Source organism: uncultured Brachyspira sp., assembly GCF_949287625.1.
GTDB lineage: Bacteria > Spirochaetota > Brachyspiria > Brachyspirales > Brachyspiraceae > Brachyspira.
Genome location: NZ_CASEGO010000189.1, coordinates 1 through 2,316, shown reverse-complemented (window position 1 = coordinate 2,316; position 2,316 = coordinate 1). Strand labels below are relative to the sequence as shown.

At 27.1% G+C, this 2,316-nt stretch carries 2 protein-coding genes; both read left to right on the top strand.

Annotation, left to right across the window (positions count from 1 at the left end; translation table 11 throughout):
- Positions 1-501: hypothetical protein (locus Q1X91_RS15460; protein ID WP_300759485.1), on the top strand; the 501-nt coding region annotated here is incomplete at its 5' end.
- Positions 501-2,316: hypothetical protein (locus Q1X91_RS15455; protein WP_300759483.1), on the top strand; the 1,816-nt coding region annotated here is incomplete at its 3' end. The genes Q1X91_RS15460 and Q1X91_RS15455, both read left to right, overlap by 1 nt.

Here is a 2,316-nt window from a genome sequence, read left to right as displayed (position 1 = left end):
GAAAGAAACTATAATTTTCAAAATGATTATTATAATCCTAAACTTGGTATAGTGTATGATGAACTTTGGGAAATCTGCGGCAGGTCCATAGAACAGGCAAAGGCAAATAAAGATGGTAATAATAGTATATATGATGGAGAATCTGGTATATATAAGTATTCATTTTATATTTATGAACCACGCCCACCAGAAAGACATTCTGCATTATTAGTAGGTGATGAAAACGGCAATATAATAGAAGAAATAGAAACATACAGCTTTGAAGAAACAGAATCAATACTTGCTACAAGGTTTTATTATACACATAATTTTCATGTAACAACACCTGCATTTTATATTTATAGAAAACTGCATGGTTATGACTGGGATAGAATATCGCCTATGGGTGATAATTTAACTACTGTAACTAAAAATTTAGCAGTTCCAAGTCTTTATTACAAGTATGCAGGGATACAGTTAATCTTATTATCTTTTTTAAGCACATACGGGTGGTGTAAGTAATGGGAATATATACAAAACTTTCAGAAGAAAAATATCAGGAATTAGAAAAACAATATATCAAACATTGTGAAGCACCTGAAGAAAAAGATTATGAGCTTTTTTTAGATTCAGTAAGTGCTGCAACTATTGGTATAGGTTTTAATGTATATAATAATCCTGAATGGATTACGATATTATTATTATGTAAGTTTGGTGATTTAAAGCCATTGGAGCAGTTAGATACATATTATTCAAATCCAATTTATTATGGAAGCGGTAAATATGATAAATTTTTAAAAAAATATTCAAGAACAATTATCAGCAAAGAGGAAAGCAGGCAGAAGATAACAGTCCGAAGTGTAAATAAAATATTGCAATTAATTTTGGCTCATAAAAATAAATATAATGTTACAGCAGGTAAAAAATTTCCAAAAATGGAAGAACTTAATCAACAGGTTCAAAATTTAATTGATGAGTATAATAAGAAAGATGGTGTAGAAAAAATACCAGTAAGTAATTTTTCATTTTCATTAAGCAGTGAAGAAGCAGAAGCAATTTATCATGCAGGTAAACTAAAATATTTAAACATTATTGATAAATATTTAGCAGGTTCTGGTAAAATATTTAATGCAGAGCAGATAAAAAATACTAATCTTTTTATTTCTCTGCTTTCATTATCTTATCAGCAAGGTAGTTTAAAATTACTTAACAATATATTTTATTCAGGGATAGAGAAAAGCCGTTTTTTAATATGGTTTGCATTAAGATATAAAATGGCTGTATTATCAGATAAATCATTAAGAAGGCTGCATGATTCAGTGATTTTTGGTTTGTTGGAGCCACGAAAAGATAATGCAGCACAAGCAGATATACCAGCAGTAATTAATGATATATTTGCATATTTAAACTATCCACAAAATAAAGATAGTTATACATCATATTTAGATTATATGAAAAATCTTCCAGAAAACAATATAGATGAAATAGCAAAAGATGATAATACAGTATGTTTTCATAAAGGTAATGAATATAAAATAATATTTGATTCACTTTTAAAAACAGATAGTATAGAAAATTATTTCATAGATACATCATTTTTGGAGAATAAATTTTTAGATAATATTATTGATTTTGCACCATACGATACTATTTTTTCAATTTTTACTCAGCTTATAAAAGAAAGTTTTGGAGAAGAATTAAAAGCTAAAAAGGGCAGTGAAGAATTATTTTTATTAGAAAATATATATGTAGTAGAATGTATAAATAAAGAAAAGTTTATATCACTAATGGAGCTTAAATATTCATCTTTGCAGGAAAAATGTAATGTATTTCTGTTTTTAAACAGCACATTAGATATAGTCAACGATATATCCTATCTCCAGTCTAAATGCCCAAATGTTCACTTTACAATAGGGATACAGGCAGGTTATACATATTCTTTTAGATTAGATGATAAATCATCAGCTCAAACTAATATAATGTTATACAGTATAAAAGATGGCAAATATATTCCAGAACTTTTAAAAGATACCTTTAAGGCAGAAAACATTTCTAGTGAAGAAAGCCAGAATGAAAAAAATATATTATTATTCAGTGCAGAAGAAAATAATAATTTATCTGGCAGATTAAGTAATAATGCAAATATATTCCACATTACTCATCAATCAGCAGAAAAAATTATAAGTAAAATAAAACTTTATAATCTGATATCAGATAAATACGAAGGTAACATACAAGTAGATATGCAGGATAAAGAATATGAAGTATCTGCAGCAAAATCAAGTGGAGAATTTAATGTAGATATTACATTAAGTATATTAGATGAAGCCTTAAACG